This window comes from Paracoccus sp. NFXS7, assembly GCF_040148865.1.
GTDB classification, from domain to species: domain Bacteria; phylum Pseudomonadota; class Alphaproteobacteria; order Rhodobacterales; family Rhodobacteraceae; genus Paracoccus; species Paracoccus marcusii.
Window position 1 is genome coordinate 170,774 of record NZ_JAKEKV010000006.1, and the last position, 19,916, is coordinate 190,689.

The window sequence follows — 19,916 nt, forward strand, 5'->3', positions numbered from 1 at the left end:
GGCCGGATCGATCAGCCCACCGAGCCTTCCAGCGAGATCGCGACCAGCGCCTGCGCCTCCATGGCGAATTCCATGGGCAGGGCCTGCAGGACCTCGCGGCAGAACCCGTTGACGACCAGCGCCACGGCCTCTTCCTCGTCCATCCCGCGCGACCGGCAATAGAACAGCTGGTCGTCGTCGACCTTGCTGGTCGTCGCCTCGTGTTCCACGCGGCTGCTGCTGTTCTTGACCTCGATATAGGGCACGGTATGCGCCCCGCACTTGTCGCCGATCAGCAGGCTGTCGCACTGGGTATAGTTGCGGCTGTTCGTGGCGCGCGGGTGCATGGTGACCAGCCCGCGATAGGTGTTCTGCGCCTGCCCTGCTGAAATCCCCTTGGACACGATCCGCGAGCGCGTGTTCTTGCCCAGGTGGATCATCTTGGTGCCGGTATCGGCCTGCTGCCAGTTGTTGGCGATGGCGATCGAATAGAACTCGCCCTGGCTCTCATTGCCGCGCAGGATGCAGGACGGGTACTTCCAGGTGATCGCCGAGCCGGTCTCGACCTGCGTCCACATCACCTTGGCCCGGTCGCCGCGGCAATCGGCGCGCTTGGTGACGAAGTTGTAGATGCCGCCCTTGCCGTCCTCGTCGCCGGGGAACCAGTTCTGGACGGTCGAGTACTTGATCTCGGCATCCTCAAGGATGACCAGCTCAACGACTGCGGCATGCAGCTGGTTTGTGTCGCGCTTGGGCGCGGTGCAGCCTTCCAGATAGCTGACATGGGCGCCCTTGTCGGCGATGATCAGGGTCCGTTCGAACTGGCCGGTGTTCTCCGCATTGATGCGGAAATAGGTCGACAGCTCCATCGGGCACTTCACGCCGGGCGGGATGTAGACGAAGCTGCCATCCGAGAAGACGGCGCTGTTCAGCGTCGCGAAATAGTTGTCCGACTGCGGCACGACCGATCCCAGGTACTTGCGCACCAGTTCGGGATGCTCGCGGATCGCCTCGCTGATCGAACAGAAGATCACCCCGGCCTTGGCCAGCTCGTCCTTGAAGGTCGTGCCCAGGCTGACGCTGTCGAAGACGGCGTCCACGGCCACGCGGCGACCCTCGGCGGGCGCATCCTCGGCGCCCTCGACGCCCGCCAGGATCATCTGCTCGCGCAGCGGGATGCCCAGCTTGTCATAGGTCGCCAGCAGCTTGGGGTCCACGTCGTCCAGCGACTTGGGCTTCTCCTCCATGCTCTTGGGACGCGCATAGTAATACTGGTCCTGATAGTCGATCTCGGGATAGTTCAGCATCGCCCATTTCGGCTCTGCCATGGTGACCCAGCGGCGATAGGCTTCCAGCCGCCATTCGGTCATCCATTCCGGTTCCTGGTTCTTGGCCGAGATCAGACGGACGATATCCTCGTTCACGCCCTTGGGCGCATAGTCCATCTCGATCTCGGTGTTCCAGCCGTATTTGTAGCTGCCCATGTTCTGGACAGTCTCGACCGTTTCCCGGTCTACGCCTTCGCGCACGTCAAGATCGGTGATGTCCGTCATCCTTCAGTCCTTTTCCTCAAATGGCCGCGGTCGGTCCATTCCTGTCGCGCCAGCGTGAATACGCCTTTTCCCAAGCATCCGCAAATCGGTTGATCTGATCGTCCCCAACAGCGGGGCTTATCGAGATCCGGATCGCCGATTGCGCAAGCTGATCATCGAACCCCATCGCCTGCAGGGCACCGCTGGCCCGGACCTTGCCCGACGAACAGGCCGAGCCGGCCGAGATCGCGAACCCTGCCAGATCCATCTGCATGACCTGGGTTTCGCCCTTCCACCCCGATGTAAGAAGGCATGTCGTGTTCGGCAAGCGCTGCGCGGCCTTTCCGACGATCACCGCGCCGGGCGCGATGTCGCAGATCCGCGCCTCCAGCGCGTCGCGCCGCTCGCGGACCGCGTCCCACAGCCCGGCGTCCAGATCACGCTGCGCGGCCGTAGCGGCGGCGGCAAAGGCCAGGATGCCGATCAGGTTCTCGGTCCCCGCACGGCGCCCCTGCTCCTGCCCGCCGCCCTTGATCAGCGGAGGCAGGTCGGTGCCTTTCTTCAGGATCAGCGCACCGATTCCCTTCGGCCCGCCCAGCTTGTGTGCGCTGACGAAGCCTGCCGTCACGCCAAGCCAGTTGAACGCCATGGGCACCTTGCCGAAGGCCTGCGTCAGGTCGCTGGAATGCAGCCCCTGCGGCAGGTCCTGCATCACGCCGGTCTCGTTGTTGGCCAGCTGCAGGCTGGTTCGTGCGGGGTCGGTCACGGTGACGAAGCCGTCGCCGTCAACGGCAAGGTCCGCCTCGCACCAGACCTTGACGGCGCTGTGTTCCACGGGGGCGCAGTGGAACTTACCCTGCCCCAGGACCATCGCCGCGGCCTCGGTCGCACCCGCGGTGAAGACCACGTCGGCCCCGTCTGCGCCCAGGGCCACGGCCACCTGCTCGCGGGCGCGTTCCAGTGCCATCTTGGCGGCCCGCCCCTCGGTATGGACCGATGACGGGTTGCCAGAGATTTCCAGCGCCTCGGTGATGGCGGCCTTGACCTCGGGGCGCAGCGGCGTGGTGGCGTTCCAGTCCAGATAGGTTCTCATGCCAATGCCTCCGCGATCCGCGCGGCCAACCGGGCGGCCACGGCATGCTTGTCCATCCGCGGCCAGTCCTCGACCCCGGCTTCGGTGATCAGCGTGACGGTGTTGTGGCTGCCGCCCATGATGCCCGTGGCCGGGCTGACATCATTCGCCACGATCCAGTCGCAGCCCTTGCGCGCCCGCTTGGCGGTCGCATGCGCCACCACGTCCTGCGTCTCGGCCGCAAAGCCCACGACCAGGCGCGGCCTGCGCGCATCGCGGCTGAGCCAGGCCAGGATATCCGGGTTCTCGGCCATCTGCAGGGCGGGCGGCGCACCGGTCTTCTTGATCTTCTGGTCGCTGCCATTGGCCACGCGCCAATCGGCCACCGCCGCCGCCATCACCGCCGCATCGGCGGGCAGCGCCGCCTCGACCGCCGCCTGCATCTGGGCCGCAGTCTCGACCGGGATCACCGCCACGCCCGCGGGCGCGGGCACGCTGGCCGGTCCGGTCACGAAGCTGACCCGCGCGCCCAGATCGCGCAGGGCCGCCGCGATCGCCGCCCCCTGCGCCCCGCTGGAGCGGTTGGCGATATAGCGCACCGGGTCGATCGGCTCATGCGTGGGCCCCGAGGTCACGATCACATGCCGCCCCGTCAGCGGCCCATCGGTCAGGGCCGCACGGATCGCGGCCACGATCGCCTCGGGCTCGGCCATCCGACCGGGGCCGTATTCGCCGCAGGCCATGTCGCCCTCGTCCGGGCCCACGACCATGATGCCATCGCCGCGCAGCGTGGCCAGGTTGCGCTGCGTCGCCGGATGCTCCCACATGCGGACGTTCATCGCGGGCGCGATCAGCACGCGCTTGTCCGTGGCCAGCAGCAGGGTCGAGGCCAGATCATTCGCCAGCCCCTGCGCCATCCGCGCCATCAGATCGGCGGTGGCGGGCGCCACGACCACCAGATCGGCCCGGCGCGACAGCTGGATATGGCCGATCTCGGCCTCGGCACCCTGATCCCACAGCGTGTCGTGCACCGGCTCTCCGGCCAGCACGGACAGGGTCATGGGCGTGGTGAACTGCGCGCCCGCAGCTGTCAGCACCGGCGTCACCGACGCGCCCGCCGCGCGCAGCAGCCGGATCAGCGCCGGCGCCTTGAAGGCCGCGATCCCGCCGCCCACGATCAGCAATATCCGCCTGCCCTGCATGCGCCACCCCCATCGGTCCTGCGCCCCAGATAGCGACGCGGCGCCGCTGCCGCAAGGAAAGCGCGCCCGTTAACGCTTCCTTAAGCCCGCTGCCGTTAACCATTCCGGGACAACCGAGGGGTAACATGGTCGCCATCGCCTATTCCGTGGCCTTCGAAGGCATCGAGGCCCGCCTGGTCGAGGTGCAATGCGCCGTGGCGGCGGGCCTACCCGGCTTCTCCATCGTGGGTCTGCCCGACAAGGCCGTCAGCGAGGCCAAGGAACGCGTCCGTGCGGCCTTTGGCGCGCTGGCCATTGCGCTGCCGAACAAGCGGCTGACCGTGAACCTGTCCCCTGCCGATCTGCCCAAGGAGGGGTCGCATTTCGACCTGCCAATCGCGCTGGCGGTGCTGGCCGCGCTGGACATCGTGCCCCGGGAGGAACTGGCCCGCTGCGTGGCCCTGGGCGAGTTGGCGCTGGACGGGCGGCTGGTCGCGGTCGCGGGCGCGCTGCCTGCCGCCGTCGCGGCCGCGGATGACGACCGCGCGCTGATCTGTCCGCGCGCCTGCGGCGCCGAGGCCGCGTGGATCGAACAGGTTCCCGTTCTGGCCGCCGACACGCTGCGCGCCGTGGTCGATCACCTGACCGACCGCGCGCCCATCGCGCCGGCCCGCCCCGGCCAGGTCGTCGACGGTCCCCAGCCCCCGTGCCTGTCCGATGTCCGCGGCCAGGAACGCGCCAAACGCGCGCTGGAGATCGCCGCCGCGGGGCGTCATCATCTGCTGATGGTCGGTCCCCCCGGCGCGGGCAAATCCATGCTGTCGGCGCGCCTGCCCGGCCTGATGCCGCCCCTGACCGCACGCGAGGCGCTGGAGACCTCGATGGTGCATTCGGTAGCGGGGCTGCTGAAGAACGGCCAGATCTCGCGCCGCGCGCCCTTTCAAAGCCCGCACCACACCGCGTCATCCCCGGCCATCGTCGGCGGCGGCCCCAAGGCCAAGCCGGGAGAGATCAGCCTGGCCCATAACGGCGTGCTGTTTCTGGACGAGCTGCCGGAATTCGACCGCAAGGTGCTGGAAAGCCTGCGCCAGCCGGTCGAGACGGGCGAGGTCTTCGTCAGCCGCGCCAACGCGCATATCCGCTATCCCAGCCGGTTCCTGCTGATCGCGGCGGCCAACCCTTGCCGCTGCGGCTATCTGGCCGATCCGGGCCGGGCCTGTTCGCGCGCGCCGGTCTGCGGCGACAGCTATCTGGGCAAGATCTCCGGGCCGCTGATGGACCGGTTCGATCTGCGGCTGGAGGTGCCGGGCGTCAGCCTGACCGACCTGGACCTGCCGGCGGGCGACACGTCCGCGACGGTGGCGGCCCGCGTCGCGGCGGCCCGCGCGATCCAGGCAAAGCGGTTCCGCAACCATCCCGGCGTGACGGTGAACGCCGATGCGCCGCCACCGCTGCTGGACGCGATCGCCGCGCCCGATGCGGACGGGCGCGCGCTGATCCTGAAGGCGTCGGAAAGGCTGGGCCTGACGGCCCGCGGTTATCACCGCATCTTGCGCAGCGCGCGCACCATCGCTGATCTGGACGGGTCGGACCATGTCCTGACCCGCCACCTGGCCGAGGCGATCAGCTATCGCCTGCCCTTCGTCGCGGGGGGTTAGCCCTTGGCGGCCACGCGCCGCTCGATCGCCTCCCAGATGGCCTCGGCGGCATTGATACCGTCGAACCGCTCCAGCTCCTGGATGCCGGTGGGAGAGGTCACGTTGATCTCGGTCAGCCAGCCGTCGATGACGTCGATGCCGGTGAAGATCAGGCCCTTCTCGCGCAGCACGGGAGCGATGCGGGTGCAGATCTCGAATTCGCGCTCGGTCAGGCCGATCTTCTCGGCGCGCCCGCCGACATGCATGTTCGAACGGGCCTCGCCCTCCTGCGGGACGCGGTTGATGGCGCCCACGGGTTCGCCGTCGACCAGGATGATGCGCTTGTCGCCCTTGACCACGGCGGGCAGGTATTTCTGCGCGATCATGGGTTCGCGGTTGATGCCCGCGAAGGTCTCCAGCAGGGCCGACAGGTTCGGGTCGCCGGGCTTCAGGTGGAACACCCCCGCCCCGCCATTGCCGTAAAGCGGCTTGACAATGATCTCTCCGTGGCGCGCCCGGAACGCCTTGAAGGCAGCGGGGTCGCGGGCGATCATGGTGGGCGGTGTCAGGTCGGGAAAATCCAGCACCATCAGCTTTTCGGGGCAGTTCCGGACCCAGAACGGGTCGTTGACCACCAGCGTCTGGGGATGCACCCGGTCCAGCAGATGGGTCGAGGTCACGTAACCCATGTCGAAGGGCGGGTCCTGGCGCAGCCAGATCACGTCGAAATCGCCCGCCTCGACCTCGGTCCAGTCGCCGAAGGTGACATGGTCGCCCTCGGTCCGGCGCAGGGTGACGGGGCGGCCGCGCACGACGATGCGCCCTTCGTCATAGCGCAGCTGATCGACGGTGTACTGGAACAGCCGATGGCCGCGGGCCTCGGCCTCCAGGCCGATGCGGAAGGTGCTGTCGGCGTGGATCGAGACATCCTCGATCGGGTCCATCTGCAAGGCGACATACAGGCTCATGGGGCCCTCCTGAATTTCGGACAAGTTGTGACCCGCCGCCGGGGCGGATGCAAGCCTGCCTCAGACCTCGCCGAAGGCATTGCGGATCAGCTCCACCCGACCGGTGGCATCCACCAACGCCACGTCGAAACGCATGGAAACCTCGCCCAGGCCCTGTCGGTCGCAATATTCCAGCGCTGCTTGGGTGATCCGGCGCATCTGCGCGGGCAGCAGGTGCAGGGCGGCGTCGGCATGGCTGCGCGACGCCTTGACCTCGACGAAGACCAGGTCGGGACCGTCCTGCACGATCAGGTCGATCTCGGCCCCCTGCCCGCGCCAGCGCGTCGCCAGAACCTGTGCACCGTGCTGGTGATACAGGCGCAAAACAGCTTCCTCGGCCAGGCGACCGGACAGGTCGGCGGTGCGGCCCCGGCCCGCGCGCCTGCCGCCAAGCTCAGTCACGATCCGCTAGCCCAAGCGCCAGCTGATAGACGTCGCGGCGCGGCAGGCCCAGCTCCTGCGCGGCCTCGCGGGCGGCGTCCTTGACGGACATGGTGCGCATATGCGCAGTCAGGACGGCGCGCACGTGGTCCTCGTCCATCTCCACGGCAGAGGGGCGGTCAAGAACCATCACCACCTCGCCCTTCAGCGTGGCCATGCGCGGATCGGCGGACAGGTCGGCGGCGGTGCCGCGGATCACCTCCTCGAACTTCTTGGTCAGCTCGCGCGCGACGACGGTGATGCGGGCGGGGTCGATCAGGGCCAGATCCTCCAGCGTGCGGGACACGCGGCGCGGACTCTCGAACAGGATCAGCGTCGAATCGACCGCCATCCAGCGGCGCAGCCAGGTCTGGCGCGCGGACTGGGTGGGCGGTGGAAAGCCCAGGAACAGGAACCGGTCGCTTGGCAGCCCCGCCAGCGTCAGCGCCGCCAGCGCCGAGGATGGCCCCGGCAGCGCATGCACCCGCGCCCCGGCCTCTGCAGCGTCCAGCGCCAGCCGATAGCCGGGATCGGCCACCAGCGGCGTGCCCGCATCGGAACAGTACGCCACGCTGGCCCCGTCCGACAGCGCCGCCAGCAGCGCGGGACGCGCCCGGTCGCCGTTGTGGTCGTGATAGGACAGGATGCGCCGCCCGCGCAGCGGCACGCCGTGGATGTCCAGAAGATGGCGCAGCACGCGCGTGTCCTCGGCCGCCAGCATGTCGGCGCTGTTCAGCACGTCCAGCGCGCGCAGCGTGATGTCGCGGGCAGCCCCGATGGGGGTCGCGACCAGGTACAGGCCGGGGTCCAGGCGCGCGGCCTCGACATGCGCGGCCAGGCGGCGGGCGGGGTCCTGCCCAGAGTTCGGCATAGGGTTCGGCCCAGGGTTCGGCCTGGGGTTCGGCCCATGGTTCGGGGGGTCGCGGCGGTCGGTCATCCTGCCTCCGGTTCCGGCCCGCACGGGGCCGGCGCTGATTGCCAATCGCAAAGACAGGACATAGGCTGCCGCCATCCGCGCGCGTCATAACATAAAGCAGGGAAGTTTCACATGTCAGCCTTCGCCACAACCCGGCCTGCGGGTCTGCGCCATGTCCTTTTGAAAGCGGCGACGGTGGTATCGGCCCTGTTTCTGGCCGCGTGCGAGCCGATCGGCGGCACCACGCAGGCCAGCGGCCCCGAGACGGGCCCCCTGATCGACCCGTCCGAACCGGTGCGCGTGGCGCTGCTGGCGCCGGGCGGGACCGGGTCGGACGACCTGGAATGGCTGGCCCGCAGCCTGAAGAACGCGGCCCGCATGGCCGCGGCCGACGCCCAGGGCGCGACCATCGACCTGCGCGTCTATGACAGCGGCGCATCGACCGAAAGCGCGGTGGCCCAGGCCAACGCCGCCGCCGACGCGGGCGCGCAGATCGTGCTGGGCCCGCTGTTCGCCGAAGGCGCCAACGCGGTGGGCAACGCCATGAAGGCGCGCAACATCAACGTGCTGACATTTTCCAACAACACCCAGGTCGCGGGCGGCAACGTCTTTATCCTGGGCAACAGCTTCGAGAACGTGGCCGACCGCCTGGTCGGGTACGGCATGACGCAGAACAAGCGCAACGTGCTGGTCGTGGCCGAGAACGACGTGGCGGGCCAGCTGGGCGGCCGCGCGATCGAGGCCGCGATCGCCCGCAACGGCGCCCGCATGGCGGGTCGGGTCGACCACCCGGTCTCGATCACCGGGGTCGACGGCGTGGTGCCCCGCATCACCCAGGCCGCGACGTCGGGGTCGATCGACGCGGTCTTCATGACCGCCAACAACCAGGCCGTCCTGCCCTATCTGACCGAACAGCTGGCCGCGGCGGGCGTGCGGTCGCCCGGCACGCAGATGATCGGCCTGACCCGGTGGGACCAGCCTTCGTCGCGTCTTGGCATGCCGCAGCTGGCCGAGGGGTGGTTCGCGATCCCCGACCAGACCCTGCAGCGCCAGTTCGAGGCCCGCTATGCCGGTGCCTATGGCGAGGCGCCCCATCAGCTGGCCTCTCTGGCCTATGACGGGGTCGCGGCGATCTCCTCGCTGGTGCGCAATGGACAGCGCAACGCGCTGACCACCACGGGCCTGACGCAGCGCGCGGGCTTCAACGGCGTGGGCGGCGTCTTCCGCCTGCAGCGCGATGGCACCGTTCAGCGTGGCCTGGCGGTCGCCACCATCCGCGGCGGCCAGTTGGTCGTGCTGGACCCCGCACCGCGCAATGCGCGCGGGCTGGGGTCGTGACCGGGGCCGGACGCACCGACCGATGACCATCGTCGCGGCCCGACCCGACCTGGACACCGACCAGCTGCTGGCCCGCCTGGACCGGCAGCTGGCGGGAACCACCGACCCCCGCCAGATCCGCGCGCAGACCGTGGCGATGCTGGCCCTGACGCGATCCGTGACGATGGAGGCGATCGAGGCCGCCTTTGCCACCCATCCCCGCGCCGCGCGCGAGACGGTGCGTGCCATCGCCATGATGACGGATGCGCTGGTCACCGCGGTCCACCACGTGGCCACGACGCGCCTGCACCCCCAGCAGTCCTCGTCCAAGACGCAGCGCCTGGCCGTGCTGGCCGTCGGCGGCTATGGCCGGGCCGAGATGGCGCCCTCCTCCGATGTGGACCTGCTGTTCCTGACCCCGTGGAAGATCACCCCCTGGGCGGAAAGCGTCGTCGAATCGATGCTGTACATGCTGTGGGATCTGAAGCTGAAGATCGGCCATTCGATCCGCAGCGTGGACGACTGCCTGCGCCTTGGTGCGGCGGATATGACGATCCGCACCTCTCTGGTGGAACACCGCCTGGTCACGGGCCACGCCCCCCTGGCCGAGGAGCTGCGCACCCGCCTGTGGGCGGAACTGTTCGAGCGGACCATCCCCGAATTCATCGAGGCCAAGCTGGAGGAACGCGCCGCGCGCCACACCCGGCAGGGCGGCCAGCGCTATGTCCTGGAACCCAACGTCAAGGAGGGCAAGGGCGGCCTGCGCGACCTGCAGACGCTGTACTGGATCGCGAAATACATCCACCGCGTCGACCGGGCGGTCGAGCTGGTCGATCTGGGCGTCTTCACCCGCGACGAGCATCTGGCCTTCTGGCAGGCCGAGGATTTCCTGTGGGCGGTGCGCAGCCACCTGCATCTGATCGCGGGGCGGCCGTCGGACGTGCTGTCCTTTGACATGCAGGTCGAGGTGGCGCGGCGCATGGGCTATGTCGATACCACCGCCCGGCGCGCGGTCGAGTACTTCATGCAGGACTATTTCCGCCACGCCACTCGCGTCGGAGAGCTGACCCGCGTCTTCCTGACGGAACTGGAGACCCGCCATGTCCGCGCAGCACCCTTCCTGGGCCGCATCTTCCGTCGGCGGCGCAAGATGCGCGCGGGTTTCGTCGATCAGCAGGGTCGCCTGTCCTATGAAACCGAGGCGACTTTCCTGGCCGACCCACTGAACATCCTGCGCCTGTTCGAGGAGGCCCTGCGCACCGGCGTGCTGATCCACCCCGAGGCGCTGCGCCTGGTGGCCGCGAACCTGGACCGCATCGACGACAAGGTGCAGTCCGACCCTGAGGCGATCCGCATCTTCATGGACCTGCTGCTGCGGCATGGAAACCCCGAACGCGCGCTGCGGCGCATGAACGAACTGGGCGTGCTGGCCGCCTTCATCCCGGAATTCGAACCCGTCGTGGCGATGATGCAGTTCAACCTGTATCACCATTACACCGTGGACGAACACTCCATCCAATGCGTCGCCGCCCTGGCCGAGATCGAGCGCGGCGAACACCCCGAGGACCTGCCACTGTCGTCGGAGATCATCCAGGCCGGCGTGAACCGTCGCGTGCTGTATCTGGCGACCCTGCTGCACGACATCGGCAAGGGCCGCCCCGAGGATCATTCGATCCTGGGGGCGCGCATCGCGCGGCGGATCGCGGCGCGCTTCGGCTTTGCCCAGGACGACATCGACACGGTCGAATGGCTGGTGCGCCATCACCTGCTGATGTCCGACGTGGCGCAGAAACGCGACATCAGCGACCCGCGCACGCTGCGCGACTTTGCCAAGGCGGTGAAGACGCGCAAGCGGCTGGACATGCTTCTGGTGCTGACCGTCTGCGACATCCGCGGCGTGGGGCCCGGCACCTGGAACAACTGGAAGGCCGCGCTGCTGCGCCAGCTGCACCAGGAGACCGCGGCCGCGCTGGAGAACGGGCTGGAGGAGCTGAACCGCGACCGTCGCCAGACCGAGGCGAAACGTTCGCTGCGCCACCTGCTGATTGCCAAGGGCTGGGACGCCCGCACCATCCGCGCCGAACTGGGGCGCCATTACGACGCCTATTGGTCGGGCCTGCAGACGCAGACGCAGGCCGTCTTCGCCGACCTTCTGTCCGGCCTGGGCGCGGACGAGATCCGCATCGACCTGCGCGCCGATCCCGACCGGGATGCGACCCGCGCGGCCTTCGTGCTGTCGGACCATCCGGGCATCTTCTCGCGTCTGGCGGGCGCGCTGACGCTGACCGGGGCGAACGTGGTCGACGCGCGGACCTATACCACGCGGGACGGATATGCGACGGCGGTATTCTGGGTCCAGGACGCGGAGGGCCACCCCTTTGCCGAGGATCGCCTGCCCCGCCTGCGCCAGACCATCCTGCGCACCCTGGCCGGAGAGATCGTCGCCCGCGAGGCCTTTGCAAGCAGGGACAAGCCGAAAAAGCGCAACCGAGAGTTCAAGTTCCCGACCCACATCACCTTCGACAACGAAGGCAGCGACATCTATACCATCATCGAGGTCGACACCCGCGACCGCCCCGGCCTGCTGTACGACCTGACGCGGACGCTGGCCGCGAACCACATCCAGATTGTCAGCGCCGTCATTGCGACCTATGGGGCGCAGGTGGTCGACAGCTTCTATGTCAAGGACATGTTCGGCCTGAAGCTGCACAGCCCCGCGAAACGTGACGGGCTGGAAAAGAAACTGCGCACGGCGATCGCCGACGGCGTGAAACGGGCCGAGGCTGAACAGGCATGAAATCCGGATTGGTGCGGGGGTTCCTCTCCGTTGGGCTATGGACGCTGATCTCGCGCGCGTCGGGTTTCGTGCGCGACATCCTGATGGCCGCCTGGCTGGGCACCGGCGCCGTGGCTGAGGCGTTCCTGATCGCGCTGTCCCTGCCCAACATGTTCCGCCGCTTCTTCGCCGAGGGCGCGTTCAACACCGCCTTCATCCCGATGTTCTCGAAGAAGCTGGACGATCCGGCTGACGCGCAGCGTTTCGCGCGCGAGGCGTTCTCGGGGCTGTTCATGACGGTGCTGGCGCTGTCGGCGGTGGCGATGATCTTCATGCCGGGGCTGGTCTGGCTGATGGCGTCGGGGTTCGCGGGCGATGAACGGTTCGACCTGGCGGTCGAATACGGGCGGATCACGTTCCCCTATATCCTGCTGATCTCGATGGCCTCGATGATCTCGGGCGTCTTGAACGCGAACGGGCGATTTACGGCCGCGGCGGCGGCGCCGGTGCTGCTGAACCTGCTGTTCATCGTGGCGATGGGGCTTGGGCGCTGGCAGGGATGGGACCTGGGCCTGACCCTGGCCTGGGCCACGCCCGTCACCGGGGTGGCGCAGCTGGCGCTGGTCTGGTGGGACGCGCGGCGGACCGGATACACGTTCTGGCCGCACCGCCCGCGCCTGACGCCCGACATGCGCCGCCTGATCGCGGTGGCCCTGCCCGCGGCCTTCGCGGGCGGCGTCGTGCAGATCAACCTGCTGGTTGGCCGCCAGGTCGGATCCCGGTTCGAGGGCGCGATCGCCTGGCTGTCCTATTCCGACCGGCTGTATCAGCTGCCTCTGGGCGTGGTGGGCGCGGCGGTCGCGGTCGTCCTGCTGCCCGAACTGGCCCGTCGCATCCGGGCCGAGGATCACGCGGGCGGCCAATCGGCCTATTCCCGCGCCACGGAATTCGGGCTGTTCCTGACGCTGCCCTCGGCCTTCGCGATCGCGGTGATCGCGGAACCGATGGTCAGCACGCTGTTCGAACGCGGCGCCTTCACCGCCTTCGACACACAGCAGACGGCGGCGGCGCTGATTGTCTATGCCTTCGGCCTGCCCGCCTTCGTGCTGCAGAAGATCCTGCAGCCACTGTATTTCGCGCGCGAGGATACCAGGACCCCGTTCCGCTTTGCCCTGATCTCGATGGTGGTGAACGCCGTCGCGGCCTTTGGCCTGATGCCGATCTTCGGGTTCCTGGCGGCGGCGCTTGGCACGACCATCGCGGCCTGGATCATGGTGGCGCAGCTGTGGTGGGGCACCCGGTCGATGGGTCAGGCGGCGCGCGCCGATGCGCGCCTGCGCCGGTCGTTCCCGCGCATCCTGCTGGCATCGGCGCTGATGGCTGCCGTCCTCTGGGCGACCCGCGGCTGGCTGGAGGCCGCGGGCCTGGGTCGCGGCGCGGGGCTGGCGATCCTGGTCTTTGGCGGCGCCGCGCTTTATTTCGCGCTGGCCTTTGTCATCGTTGGCTATCGCCCGTCGGAGCTGCGCGCCGCCGTCCGGCGCGGTTAACGCTGGCGCAGCTGCGCCAGCGCGCGGGCCATGCCCCCGTCGACCAGCACGAAGGACAGCGCGAACCCGAACCCAAAGCCCGCGATCTCGGCAATCCAGCCAAGGCCCGCGCCGCCGAAGATCAGGCCGAAGACCAGCTGGAACAGCAGCAGCATGCCGATCAGCGTGAAGGCCCGCATCCGGTTCGCGTTCTCTGCCGCCAGCCGCGTCCAGATCAGGAAGGTGAACGCCCCCACCAGCCCATAGACCGCCGGATAGCCGCCGATCAGCGGCGCGGACCGCGCGCCCACCGCCTGGATGATCGCGGCATAGACCAGCGCACCGCCGATGGCCGACCCGAAATACAGCGCCAGCACCGCCCAGGGGCGGAAGTTCTGCGCGACCATGTTCCCCAGGGCCAGCGTGAACACCACGACGAACAGCGCATGCATGGCGTTGACATGGATGAACACGAAGCTGAGGAACCGGTACATCTGTTCCAGATCGAACGCCCCCAACGTCCAGGCCCGCTGCGCCAGTTCGGGCGGAAACGCCGCCATGCGGATCGCGGACAGGCGCAGGCCCACGCCCTCGGCCCCGCCGATCAGGCCCGCGCCGCCCAGGGCAAAGATCGCCTCGGAGGCGATGACGGGCAGGGTCAGCAGCCAGATCACGGGCGGCAGCGGGTTCAGCGGCGATTCAGGCAGGCTTGATCGCATGGGGTTTCCTTGGGTTGCGAAGGCACCGGTCAACCGCTAAGCCAGCGGGCAGGAAATTCCAAGGCAGGCCGCTCATGTCCGACCCGATCAACGCCCAGTTCCGCCCGCGCATCTTTTCCGGCATCCAGCCGTCGGGCGGGCTGACGCTTGGCAACTACCTTGGCGCGCTCAAGCGGTTCGCGGCCCTGCAGGGCCCGGACGCGCAGACGATCTACTGCATCGTTGACCTGCACGCGATCACCGTCTGGCAGGACCCCCAGATCCTGCTGTCGCGCACGCGCGAGGCGGCGGCGGCCTTCATGGCGTCGGGCGTGGACCCCGCGCAGTCGATCCTGTTCAACCAGTCCCAGGTCAGCGCCCATGCCGAGATGGCGTGGCTGTTCAACACGGTCGCGCGCGTGGGCTGGATGTACCGGATGACCCAGTTCAAGGACAAGGCCGGCAAGAACGCCGAGAACGTCAGCCTGGGCCTTCTGGCCTATCCGGCGCTGATGGCGGCCGACATCCTGACCTATCAGGCGACCGCCGTGCCCGTCGGAGAGGATCAGAAGCAGCACCTGGAACTGACCCGCGACATCGCGGCCAAGTTCAACCACGATTACGGCGTCACGCATTTCCCGATCACCGAACCGCTGATCGAAGGCGTGGCCACCAAGGTCATGTCCCTGCGCGACGGCTCCAAGAAGATGTCGAAATCCGATCCGTCGGATGCCAGCCGCATCAACCTGACCGACGATGCCGACACCATCGCCCAGAAGATCCGCAAGGCGCGCACCGATGCCGACCCCCTGCCCGGCCAGATGGACGGTCTGAAGGACCGCCCCGAGGCGCGCAACCTGATCAACATCTATGCCGCCCTGACGGACGAGACCCCCGACCAGGTCCTGGCCCGGTTCGAGGGTCAGGGCTTCGGCGCGTTCAAGCCCGCCCTGGCCGAGGTCGCGGTCGAGGCGCTGTCCCCCATCACCCGGCGCATGTCCGAATACATGGCCGACCCCGCCCAGATCGACGCGATCCTGGCCGACGGTTCCGACCGCGCGGCGGCCGTCGCCATGCCGATCCTGGAGCGGACCAAGGACATCATGGGCCTGCTGCGCACCCGCGGCTGAGGCCCCCCGACCGCAAGGGGGTTGCGCCAGCGGCCTCTTTGCGGCTATCAGCCCGACACGTGCATGGACCCGGTGAGATTCCGGGTGGCTCTTCCGGCCGCCGATCCGCCGGACAATTCGAACCTTGACATTTGACTGTCGGACCGCAGGCCACGACGGCCCGGTCAGGAACGGATGACACATGTTTTCACTGACGACCTACAAGAATGAATGGCTGGGCAACATCAGGCCCGACCTGCTTTCGGGCCTTGTCGTGGCCCTGGCGCTTATCCCCGAGGCCATCGCCTTTTCCATCATCGCGGGCGTGGACCCCAAGGTGGGGCTGTATGCCAGCTTCTCGATCGCGGTCATCACCGCGATCACCGGCGGGCGTCCCGGCATGATCTCGGCCGCGACGGCGGCGACGGCGGTGCTGATGATCACGCTGGTGCGCGATCACGGGCTTGAATACCTGCTGGCGGCCACCGTGCTGGCCGGCCTCATCCAGATCGGCTGCGGCCTGGCCGGTCTGGGACGCTTCATGCGCTTTGTCTCGAAATCGGTGATGACCGGGTTCGTGAACGCACTGGCGATCCTGATCTTCATGGCGCAGCTGCCCGAACTGGACCTGTCCGCACCCGGCGTGACCTGGTTCACCTACGTGCTGGTCGCGGCGTCGCTGGCGATCATCTACCTGTTCCCGCGCATCACCAAGGCGATCCCGTCGCCGCTGGTCACCATCGTCGTGCTGACCGGACTTGCGATGACCTTCGGATGGGACGTGCGCACGGTGGGCGACATGGGCGCGCTGCCCGACACGCTGCCGATGTTCCTGATCCCCGACATCCCGCTGACGCTGGAGACGCTGCAGATCATCCTGCCCTATTCCATCGCGGTCGCCATCGTGGGCCTGCTGGAAAGCCTGATGACCCAGAACCTGGTGGACGAGCTGACCGACACGCGCAGCAACCGCAACCAGGAATGCATCGGCCAGGGCCTGGCCAACACCGCCACCGGCTTCATCGGAGGCATGGCGGGCTGCGCCATGATCGGACAGTCGATGATCAACGTCAAATCCGGCGGGCGGGGGCGGCTGTCGTCCTTCACCGCCGGGGTGGCGCTGCTGATCCTGGTGGTGGGTCTGGGCGATCTGGTCAGCCGCATCCCCATGCCGGCGCTGGTCGCGATCATGATCATGGTATCCATCGGCACCTTCAGCTGGTCGTCGCTGGCCAACCTGCGCACCCATCCGCGCTCGTCCTCGGTGGTGATGCTGGCAACCGTCGCCACGGTCGTCTGGACCCACAACCTGGCCATCGGGGTGCTGGTGGGCGTGCTGCTGTCGGGGATCTTCTTCGCCGCCAAGATCGCGCAGCTGTTCCGCGTGACCTCGACCCTGTCGACGGACGGCCGCAGCCGGACCTATGTCGTCGAAGGGCAGATGTTCTATGCCTCGGTCGAGGATTTCATGGCCGCGTTCGACTTTGCAGAACCGCTGGATCATGTCACCATCGATGTCAGAGGGGCGCATATCTGGGACATCAGCTCGGTGCAGGCGCTGGACATGGCGATCCTGAAGTTCCGGCGCGACGGCGCGCAGGTGCAGCTGATCGGCATGAACGCCGCCTCGGAGACGCTGGTCGACCGGCTTGCCATCCATGACAAGCCCGGCGCCCTGGACAAGCTGACGGCGCATTAGAGGGGGAGACGGCACATGAACGACAAGATCATCGCCCTGGTGGACGGCTCGGTCTACGCGGCCTCGGTGTGCGAACATGCGGGCTGGCTTGCGGCGCGCAGCGGCATGCCGGTCGAGCTGCTGCACGTCCTGGGCCGCAGGTCCCCCGCCCCGTCGCAGGACCTGTCCGGCACGATCCGCCTTGGCGCGCGCAGCGCCCTGCTGGACGAGCTGGCAAGCCTTGACGAACAGCGCGCGCGCCTGGCGAACGCCCAGGGCCGCGCCCTGCTGGAGGATGCGCGCAACCTGACCCTGGGCGCCGGCGCCGCGCGGGTCGAGACGCGCCTGGAACAGGGCGACCTGATCGCCCATGCGACCGGCAAGGCCGCAGGCCCCGCCCTGATCGTGATCGGCAAGCGCGGAGAGGCCGCCGATTTCGCGGCCGACCATCCCGGATCGAACCTGGAACGCGTGGTCCGCGCGGCCAAGGTGCCGGTCCTGGTCGCCGCCCGCGCCTTCCGCCCCATCGCCAGCGTGATGCTGGCCTTTGACGGCGGGGCCTCGGCGATGAAGGCAGTCGATCACGTGGCCTCCAGCCCGGTCTTCGACGGGCTGCGGATCGAGGTGGCGATGGCCGCCCCGGCCAGCCGCGAGGCGCAGGTCCAGCTGGAGGAGGCGATCCTGCGCCTGCGCGCCGCCGGCCGCGATGCGCGCGCAGAACTGCTGGACGGCAGCGCCGACAGCGCGCTGATCGCACGGATCGAACAGCAGGATCACGACCTGCTGGTCATGGGGGCCTATGGGCACAGCCGCATCCGCCGGTTGATCATCGGATCGGTCACCACGCGCATGCTGATCGATTCCCGCAGATCCGTGCTGCTGTTCCGCTGACCCGTAAATAAACAGTTAACAGCGCACAAATTTACAGCCTCCAGTTGCAGAGCCGACGCGGACGCCGGCCTCCGGCCTCCGCGTCGGATCAACCCTGACCGGCCCTGCACAACGTGCAATGTGAACCGGAAAGTTCATAGTTTAATCAACCAATTGCACGATGTGCGACGCGGGTCGTGAAAAACGCGCCCACGCGGCGCGGGCGCGTGGATTTTGTTGACAACCGCCGGGGTGCGGGCGTAACGCCATTGAAACAGGGTTAACAAGAATCGTTTTCAAGAGGGATGACTGTCATGGCCACGATCTTTGGCAGCTATGATGGCGATGGCGCGACCATTCTTCAGGGCAACTCCTCGGAGGGAACCCAGAACGTCACGTTGTCGGACTGGGCGTTCAGCCGGCAAACCGAGCCGGGCGACAACCGCAGCGTGTACGACATCAGCATGAAGGGCGGCGACGACACGCTGGAGGGCGGAAACCTGTCCGGCCAGGGCGCCCGCGTCGCCTTCGGCCAGGTTGACATGGGCACCGGTGACGACATGGCCCACCTGTCGCGCACCACCTTCGAGACGATCTCTACCGGCGACGGCGACGACACGCTGAAGCTGGAGCAGTCGTTCGGCGGGCGCGTGGACCTTGGGAAGGGCGACGACGTCCTGTGGTTCGACATGAAGCCGGACCACAGCCTGTCGGATGCCGACAAGATGCGCAGCGGCGCCAAGCTGGATGGCGGCAAGGGTCAGGACACGCTGAACCTGCGCGGGGACTGGACCCTGACGCTGTCCAGCGGAAACGTCACCATGGACACCGACGGCGACGGCAAGGCCGACCTGGTCACCAACGTCTACAGCGACAGCGACATCGGGTCGATCCTGGCCTATCCGCGCATCCTGCAGGGCACGGTCTCCTATGGGACGATGACGCTTCGCGACGGATCGACTGTGGCATCACGGTCGGGCTTTGCCAACTTCGAGGCGATCAACGCGGTCTGCTTCACCGCCGGCACGCTGATCGACACCCCCCGCGGCGCGGTTCCGATCGAGACCCTGCGCCAGGGCGACACGGTCATCACCCGCAACGGCCCCAAGGCGCTGGCCTGGATCGGTTCGCGCAGGCTGGACGCGGTCGATCTGGCGGGGAATCCCAAGCTGCTGCCGATCCTGGTGCCCGCCGGCGCCTTCGGCAACGGCCTGCCCCTGCGCGACATCCGCTTTTCGCCCCAGCACCGCGTCGTCATCCGCTCGGCCATCGCCGAGACGATGTTCGGCGCCCCCGAGGTACTGGTCGCGGTCAAGCAGCTGATCGGCGTGAACGGCATCGACGTGGACGGCGACGCCCGCAGCGTCCAGTACCTGCACCTGATGTTCGCAGACCACCAGATCCTGTCGGTCGAGGGGATCGAGGCCGAAAGCCTGTTCCCCGGGCGTCAGGCGCTGACTTTTCTCAGCCAGGACCAGCTGTCCGAACTGCGCGCGATCTTCCCCGATTTCGACGCGATGACCGAGACCGATCCGGCCATCCCGTTCCTGAAGGGTCGCGAAGGACGATCGCTGGCCGCCCGCCACGCCCGCAACGACCGCCCGCTGTATTCGTAAGGACCGGCCTGCGGTCATTGGACAGGCCCAGCATGTCGGCAACGGCAAGGCTGGGCCGCTTGGGATCATGACACTCCACACCGACCTGCCCCCCGCCCTGCTGCGCCGCACCGATGTCACCGTCGGCAGGCACGCGGCCCGGCCCGACCTGATCGTGCCGTTGGCCCGACAGATGCACCGGGAAAGCCTGTTCGCGGACCTGCCCTTCGACCAGCCGCAGGTGGAACGCCTGCTGGCACAGGTCCATGACGACAGCGGCTATCACGGTGCTGTCGCTGTGTCGCTGGAGGCCGAGCCCGTGGCCTTTGCGCTTTTCGCTTTCGAACCGATGCGGACCCATTCCGCCAGCTGGATCACGGTGATCCACACCGCGCATCTGCGCAGCGACATCCGCGACACCGCCACGGGGTCCGCCGTCTGGCAGCGGGTGATGCTGGCCGTGCGCGGCTGGTCCGCGCCGCGCGGGGTCCGGGGCATCCAGGTTGCCCTGGGTCTTGGCGTCGCCGTTCCGCGGATGGATGCGTTGCTGACCGCGGATGGCGCCACGCCCCTGGGCGGCGCCTTCTTCAGTCGGCTGTAATG

16 protein-coding genes and 1 other annotated feature are annotated in these 19,916 nt (G+C 68.1%); of the genes, 9 read left to right on the forward strand and 7 right to left on the reverse strand.

Going from position 1 to position 19,916, the window contains the following annotated elements; all coding sequences use genetic code 11:
* Positions 1-11 precede the first annotated feature (11 nt).
* Genes sufB through coaBC form a run of 3 tightly spaced genes read right to left on the reverse strand, consistent with a single transcriptional unit; the run spans position 12 to position 3,785 of the window.
* On the reverse strand, positions 12-1,532 hold the full coding sequence (gene sufB, locus LZ686_RS11880; protein ID WP_045982235.1) for a Fe-S cluster assembly protein SufB: 1,521 nt from the start codon (positions 1,530-1,532) through the stop codon (positions 12-14).
* 16 nt (positions 1,533-1,548) lie between these two features.
* Positions 1,549-2,610: a cysteine desulfurase family protein gene (locus LZ686_RS11885; RefSeq protein WP_349547977.1), complete on the reverse strand. Its 1,062-nt coding sequence runs from the start codon at positions 2,608-2,610 to the stop codon at positions 1,549-1,551.
* Positions 2,601-3,785 carry a bifunctional phosphopantothenoylcysteine decarboxylase/phosphopantothenate--cysteine ligase CoaBC gene (gene coaBC / locus LZ686_RS11890; RefSeq protein WP_347918378.1) on the reverse strand — a complete coding sequence of 395 codons (1,185 nt, stop codon included), beginning with the start codon at positions 3,783-3,785 and terminating at the stop codon, positions 2,601-2,603. The genes LZ686_RS11885 and coaBC overlap by 10 nt, the downstream gene beginning before the upstream one ends.
* A 125-nt stretch (positions 3,786-3,910) precedes the next feature.
* Between coaBC and LZ686_RS11895 the strand changes: the two genes are divergently transcribed.
* Positions 3,911-5,422 carry a YifB family Mg chelatase-like AAA ATPase gene (locus tag LZ686_RS11895; protein WP_273742828.1) on the forward strand — a complete coding sequence of 504 codons (1,512 nt, stop codon included), beginning with the start codon at positions 3,911-3,913 and terminating at the stop codon, positions 5,420-5,422.
* Here the strand turns inward: LZ686_RS11895 and gshB are convergent.
* Genes gshB through rsmI form a run of 3 tightly spaced genes read right to left on the reverse strand, consistent with a single transcriptional unit; the run spans position 5,419 to position 7,699 of the window.
* Positions 5,419-6,369, reverse strand: coding sequence for a glutathione synthase (gene gshB, locus LZ686_RS11900; protein ID WP_045982231.1), 951 nt, complete (start codon positions 6,367-6,369; stop codon positions 5,419-5,421). The genes LZ686_RS11895 and gshB overlap by 4 nt on opposite strands.
* A gap of 60 nt (positions 6,370-6,429) precedes the next feature.
* A complete protein-coding gene (locus LZ686_RS11905) occupies positions 6,430-6,810 on the reverse strand; it encodes a YraN family protein (RefSeq protein WP_349547920.1) in 381 nt (126 codons plus the stop codon).
* Positions 6,803-7,699, reverse strand: a complete 897-nt coding sequence (gene rsmI / locus LZ686_RS11910) for a 16S rRNA (cytidine(1402)-2'-O)-methyltransferase (protein WP_502922008.1) — start codon at positions 7,697-7,699, stop codon at positions 6,803-6,805. Before rsmI ends, LZ686_RS11905 begins: the two co-directional genes overlap by 8 nt.
* A gap of 177 nt (positions 7,700-7,876) precedes the next feature.
* On the opposite strand from rsmI, the gene LZ686_RS11915 reads away from it, so the two are divergent.
* Genes LZ686_RS11915 through murJ form a run of 3 tightly spaced genes read left to right on the forward strand, consistent with a single transcriptional unit; the run spans position 7,877 to position 13,384 of the window.
* A complete protein-coding gene (locus LZ686_RS11915) occupies positions 7,877-9,082 on the forward strand; it encodes a penicillin-binding protein activator (RefSeq protein ID WP_349547922.1) in 1,206 nt (401 codons plus the stop codon).
* 22 nt (positions 9,083-9,104) lie between these two features.
* Positions 9,105-11,858: a [protein-PII] uridylyltransferase gene (locus tag LZ686_RS11920; protein WP_349547923.1), complete on the forward strand. Its 2,754-nt coding sequence runs from the start codon at positions 9,105-9,107 to the stop codon at positions 11,856-11,858.
* Positions 11,855-13,384 carry a murein biosynthesis integral membrane protein MurJ gene (gene murJ / locus LZ686_RS11925; protein ID WP_127898130.1) on the forward strand — a complete coding sequence of 510 codons (1,530 nt, stop codon included), beginning with the start codon at positions 11,855-11,857 and terminating at the stop codon, positions 13,382-13,384. Before LZ686_RS11920 ends, murJ begins: the two co-directional genes overlap by 4 nt.
* On the opposite strand, the gene LZ686_RS11930 is transcribed toward murJ, so the two are convergent.
* A complete protein-coding gene (locus LZ686_RS11930; RefSeq protein WP_349547924.1) occupies positions 13,381-14,082 on the reverse strand; it encodes a rhomboid family intramembrane serine protease in 702 nt (233 codons plus the stop codon). The two genes, murJ and LZ686_RS11930, sit on opposite strands and share 4 nt — an antisense overlap.
* A 74-nt stretch (positions 14,083-14,156) precedes the next feature.
* Here LZ686_RS11930 and trpS point away from each other — a divergent pair, with 74 nt between their 5' ends.
* The 5 genes from trpS (at position 14,157) to LZ686_RS11955 (ending at position 19,914) form a co-directional block, all read left to right on the forward strand.
* Positions 14,157-15,191, forward strand: coding sequence for a tryptophan--tRNA ligase (gene trpS / locus LZ686_RS11935; protein ID WP_045982226.1), 1,035 nt, complete (start codon positions 14,157-14,159; stop codon positions 15,189-15,191).
* Between the two features lie 62 nt (positions 15,192-15,253).
* Positions 15,254-15,309 (forward strand) — a sequence feature (sul1 is cis-regulatory element that is thought to sense ions involved in sulfur or methionine metabolism; They are found in Alphaproteobacteria).
* A 63-nt stretch (positions 15,310-15,372) separates the two neighbouring features.
* Positions 15,373-16,869, forward strand: a complete 1,497-nt coding sequence (locus tag LZ686_RS11940; protein WP_349547925.1) for a SulP family inorganic anion transporter — start codon at positions 15,373-15,375, stop codon at positions 16,867-16,869.
* Positions 16,870-16,884: 15 nt separating this feature from the next.
* Positions 16,885-17,739, forward strand: coding sequence for a universal stress protein (locus LZ686_RS11945; RefSeq protein WP_349547926.1), 855 nt, complete (start codon positions 16,885-16,887; stop codon positions 17,737-17,739).
* 293 nt (positions 17,740-18,032) lie between these two features.
* Positions 18,033-19,334, forward strand: coding sequence for a Hint domain-containing protein (locus LZ686_RS11950; protein WP_349547927.1), 1,302 nt, complete (start codon positions 18,033-18,035; stop codon positions 19,332-19,334).
* Between the two features lie 67 nt (positions 19,335-19,401).
* Positions 19,402-19,914, forward strand: a complete 513-nt coding sequence (locus tag LZ686_RS11955) for a hypothetical protein (protein WP_349547928.1) — start codon at positions 19,402-19,404, stop codon at positions 19,912-19,914.
* Positions 19,915-19,916 lie beyond the last annotated feature (2 nt).

Bases quoted from the DNA above. Each gene is read 5' to 3' on its own strand.
- sufB (WP_045982235.1), bottom strand. From the start codon at position 1,532: ATGACGGACATCACCGATCTTGACGTGCGCGAAGGCGTAGACCGGGAA.
- coaBC (WP_347918378.1), bottom strand. From the start codon at position 3,785: ATGCAGGGCAGGCGGATATTGCTGATCGTGGGCGGCGGGATCGCGGCC.
- LZ686_RS11895 (WP_273742828.1), top strand. From the start codon at position 3,911: ATGGTCGCCATCGCCTATTCCGTGGCCTTCGAAGGCATCGAGGCCCGC.
- gshB (WP_045982231.1), bottom strand. From the start codon at position 6,369: ATGAGCCTGTATGTCGCCTTGCAGATGGACCCGATCGAGGATGTCTCG.
- rsmI (WP_502922008.1), bottom strand. From the start codon at position 7,699: ATGCCGAACTCTGGGCAGGACCCCGCCCGCCGCCTGGCCGCGCATGTC.
- LZ686_RS11915 (WP_349547922.1), top strand. From the start codon at position 7,877: ATGTCAGCCTTCGCCACAACCCGGCCTGCGGGTCTGCGCCATGTCCTT.
- LZ686_RS11920 (WP_349547923.1), top strand. From the start codon at position 9,105: ATGACCATCGTCGCGGCCCGACCCGACCTGGACACCGACCAGCTGCTG.
- murJ (WP_127898130.1), top strand. From the start codon at position 11,855: ATGAAATCCGGATTGGTGCGGGGGTTCCTCTCCGTTGGGCTATGGACG.
- LZ686_RS11930 (WP_349547924.1), bottom strand. From the start codon at position 14,082: ATGCGATCAAGCCTGCCTGAATCGCCGCTGAACCCGCTGCCGCCCGTG.
- trpS (WP_045982226.1), top strand. From the start codon at position 14,157: ATGTCCGACCCGATCAACGCCCAGTTCCGCCCGCGCATCTTTTCCGGC.
- LZ686_RS11940 (WP_349547925.1), top strand. From the start codon at position 15,373: ATGTTTTCACTGACGACCTACAAGAATGAATGGCTGGGCAACATCAGG.
- LZ686_RS11945 (WP_349547926.1), top strand. From the start codon at position 16,885: ATGAACGACAAGATCATCGCCCTGGTGGACGGCTCGGTCTACGCGGCC.
- LZ686_RS11950 (WP_349547927.1), top strand. From the start codon at position 18,033: ATGGCCACGATCTTTGGCAGCTATGATGGCGATGGCGCGACCATTCTT.
- LZ686_RS11955 (WP_349547928.1), top strand. From the start codon at position 19,402: ATGACACTCCACACCGACCTGCCCCCCGCCCTGCTGCGCCGCACCGAT.